Raw genomic sequence first — 3,315 nt, forward strand, 5'->3', positions numbered from 1 at the left:
ACCATCGAAACGGATTGCAACCTCCTAGCAGCATCGGCGCAGCTTTCGATGATGTTGAGCTGTCAGTGTTGATTACAGACCGTATGCTGGATCGGGTGCTGTCCGACGTGGCAGGATGGAAGCGGGACGGCAGGGAAGTCGGGCGGATCGCTATCAACGCAGCGACGGCAGACTTCCGGCGAGGCGATCTGGCGGAACGCATTCTGGAGAAAGTCACCCGGCTCGGCCTCACGGCTTCAGTGCTTGAGCTTGAAGTCACGGAGTCCGTGTTGGTGGGCCAGATGGCTGGCCGGGTAGGACAGACCTTGACCAAACTCAGAGACGCCGGGGTGACCATAGCGTTGGACGATTTCGGGACTGGATACGCCTCGCTCACACATCTCCAGCAGTTTCCGGTCGATGTCTTGAAAATCGATCGGTCCTTCATCGATAAAGTCTCTACGGACACAATGGGAAGTTCAGCTGTCGTGGACGCATTGCTGCAGATGGCCAAAGCAATGGGAATTACGTCGGTCGCCGAAGGGATCGAGACTATTGCCCAAGCGGAGTATCTTGTAACAAGAGGGTGCGATCTCGGCCAGGGCTACCTGTTCGGCCGTCCGGTTGGCCGAAACCGGGTCCTGCCACTGCTCGATGATGGTGTTGGATTTGCCGCACGGCCCCGGCCCGCCAGCGCGATGCCAAGATACTAGCGACTCTACAACGAAGATGCACCTGCGCCGCCGCTGCGATTGCAGCGCCGGATCGCTGCAAGGTGTCCTATTCAAAGTGCGCAAGGATGCCTGGTCGAGGGGGTCATCGACTCCACTTCGCGGGCTCTCATCCTCGACTCCCTCCACACCAATTTCAGCTGGAGGATTCGGCGACCGAAATACGCCGAAGATGCGATCCCAGGTGCCGTGAAACGCCGTGAAGCTGGAATTTCTCTCGGGCATCACCGCGGATGATGAGCCACTTGCGCCGTGCACGTCGGTGGACAAACAAGCAGATTTCGAAATGTCTTCATATTTCGCACGCGATCTGAACCCATGGGGCACGCTTCATTTATCCGGCCGTGCTTCTCGTGCAGCCATTGTCCAATGGTGGAAAACTGCGGCCGACGCGAGTTAGACCGCGCCTTCCCTGATCAGAAGAGGAAGGCGATTGGAACGCTTATCCGCAAGCGACCTGTTTCGCGTCCGCCCGGACGCACGAACGAAGTGTTGATCTGCTCGGCCCGGAAAATTCCTTTGTTGGCACGTCGCAGGGTGTCACGCCCAATCAGTTGTTGAATGCGGACGCGACCTGATGTGGCTGCGGCAGCTGTCCACTCGGCGTCAACTTGTCGACGATGCCGGGCAATACTGACGAAAGCTGCTTGAGCAGTTCCTGCTCGTCGATCCCTGTCCTTTGTGCGATCTCGTGAATAGCCTGGGGGCCAATGGCGCTGCCAAGATCATTGGCGTTGATCGGCTGGTTCTGCCCGGTTCCGACCCAGGAATCGGCGACGCTGCCATGGCCAGCATCCTTCAGCTTGTCGAGAAGGCCTCCCAGCCCTCCGAGCAGTCCTCCATCGCCGGATGTCGTCCCGGAAGGGACAGGACTTTGCGGCTGATCAGGCTGGTTTGCGTTTCTGCCGCTCAGCATTTTTCCAACCAGCAAGGCGCCGAGCGCGATCATCAGCGGTTTGGTGATGTTGCCGCCGGGAACGGCGTTGTCAAAAAATGCTGTCTTGCTGGCCGTGGCGTGCTGTCTCGAGCTGGTTGGGTATAGCGGATCCAACGATGTCATCTTGCGCCGCCAGCGCCTTTGGATTTGGGATCGCAACAAGGGTAATACGCCAATAGGATTCCGCTGGTTTTTTCAACCCAGTCACGACGCTCGGAACCGTGTGAGCCTTGAGAGCATCATGCGATCATGTTCTGCACAATGATTTCACAAAGTTCCCACCGAGGCCTGCGGCAATCCGGACCACGCCCAACGACGCTGAGGGTTAGCATGCTCCTACAACAAGGCATGTTCATGCTCTTTGTTCAACCGCAAAGACTTCGCACCTTTTCTGGGCAATTGACGGTCCAAGGGTTGGCACGGGTTCGTCTCACAACGACGCGTTGCCGCGAATGAGTCCACTGTGAGTTTCAAAGCATGGAGCTTCGCCATGAACACCCAATTCCTAGGTGCAGAACTATGGGAACGCACTGTCGGTGACGTAGCGGCCACGCTGCCCGGCGCCACCGCTGTATTCCGCAAATTCAAGATCGACTTCTGCTGCAACGGCGATCTCACCCTTGACGCGCCGCGCATCGGCGCGGCTTTGATCCGCATGAGCTTGAGCGCGCGTTGGAGGCGCTTGGTACCGGTGCCGGGGAGACAGCCGCGCCGGCGGCTATGGACAGCAAGGAACTGATCGGGACACATCGAACCGTGCCACCACGAGGCGCATCGCCGCGTTCTGCCCGAGCTCATCGCCCTGTCGCGAAAGGTTGAGGCGGCGCATCGCGGCCATTCGAAGGTGCCGGCCGGACTTTCCGATGCGTTTCAGCAGATGCAAAGAGAACTGGTGCAGCACACGGCCGAGGAAGAGGCCATTGTGTTTCCGACAATGCGGCAGTGGGCGAAAGGCAGCAGCGAGATCCCGATTTCGAAGCTGCGGCGCGAGCACGACGACCAGGGCACCTGGCTTCGGCTCCTCGAGAGCCTCACCGACGACTTCGCCACGTCGACGGCGCCTGCCGTTCATGGCAGGCGCTGTACGTCGGCACGGCCCAGCTTGCCGAGGACCTGATGGAGCACATCCACCTAGAGAACAACATCCTGTTTCCGCGTTTCGCGGCAACGGAGAGCCGTGCCTAGCCAACGTGCAGGTCCATCGAGATCGACTGACCTGGAGGCGAACGGCAGCGCTGAGTTCGTGGCCAAGGCAGCAAGCACGGAACAAACTTCCCGGACGGTGGATTGCCAACAACATTTCGGCCACGACAAAGGCGGCTTTACTTTCCGCTGACGAGCCAACCCACAAGCTGGACGCCATGGCGCTCGGCAACGAACGGAAAAATGACCCAGATTGCAATCGTGACGGTCTCGGACCGTGCAAGCCGCGGCGACTACGAGGACCTTGGCGGTCCAGCAATCGAGCGTTGGCTTCATCGTGTCGTGGCATCGCCGTGCGTCTTCATCCGTCGCATAGTCCCTGGCGGCGTGGAAAGTGTCCGGGATGTGCTCATCGAGCTTTGCGACCAATGCGGCGTTGATCTGATCCTGACGACTGGAGGGACCGGTCCATCTCCGAGAGACCTTACCCCAGAGGCCATGCAGCAGGTTATCACCAAGGAGCTT

Annotated in this window: 6 protein-coding genes; 5 read left to right on the plus strand and 1 reads right to left on the minus strand. The window is 59.3% G+C overall.

Going from position 1 to position 3,315, the window contains the following annotated elements; genetic code table 11:
• On the plus strand, positions 1-692 hold a 692-nt coding region (locus OOJ09_RS31805), incomplete at its 5' end, for an EAL domain-containing protein (RefSeq protein WP_269909003.1).
• Positions 693-909: 217 nt separating this feature from the next.
• Entirely contained in the window at positions 910-1,110 is a 201-nt protein-coding gene (locus OOJ09_RS31810; RefSeq protein ID WP_269909004.1) for a hypothetical protein, read from the plus strand.
• A 150-nt stretch (positions 1,111-1,260) separates the two neighbouring features.
• On the opposite strand, the gene OOJ09_RS31815 is transcribed toward OOJ09_RS31810, so the two are convergent.
• A complete protein-coding gene (locus OOJ09_RS31815) occupies positions 1,261-1,770 on the minus strand; it encodes a YidB family protein (RefSeq protein ID WP_420107577.1) in 510 nt (169 codons plus the stop codon).
• A 367-nt stretch (positions 1,771-2,137) separates the two neighbouring features.
• Here OOJ09_RS31815 and OOJ09_RS31820 point away from each other — a divergent pair, with 367 nt between their 5' ends.
• From OOJ09_RS31820 to OOJ09_RS31830, 3 genes are all read left to right on the plus strand, one after another.
• Entirely contained in the window at positions 2,138-2,386 is a 249-nt protein-coding gene (locus OOJ09_RS31820; protein ID WP_269909006.1) for a DUF542 domain-containing protein, read from the plus strand.
• Positions 2,387-2,449: 63 nt separating this feature from the next.
• A complete protein-coding gene (locus OOJ09_RS31825; RefSeq protein ID WP_269909008.1) occupies positions 2,450-2,764 on the plus strand; it encodes a hemerythrin domain-containing protein in 315 nt (104 codons plus the stop codon).
• A 269-nt stretch (positions 2,765-3,033) separates the two neighbouring features.
• Positions 3,034-3,315 (plus strand): molybdopterin-binding protein (locus OOJ09_RS31830; RefSeq protein ID WP_269909007.1); only part of this gene is annotated, 282 nt, incomplete at its 3' end.

It is taken from the genome of Mesorhizobium qingshengii, from assembly GCF_027563465.1.
Lineage (GTDB): Bacteria > Pseudomonadota > Alphaproteobacteria > Rhizobiales > Rhizobiaceae > Mesorhizobium > Mesorhizobium qingshengii_A.

Bases quoted from the DNA above. Each gene is read 5' to 3' on its own strand.
- OOJ09_RS31815 (WP_420107577.1), bottom strand. From the start codon at position 1,770: ATGACATCGTTGGATCCGCTATACCCAACCAGCTCGAGACAGCACGCC.
- OOJ09_RS31820 (WP_269909006.1), top strand. From the start codon at position 2,138: ATGAACACCCAATTCCTAGGTGCAGAACTATGGGAACGCACTGTCGGT.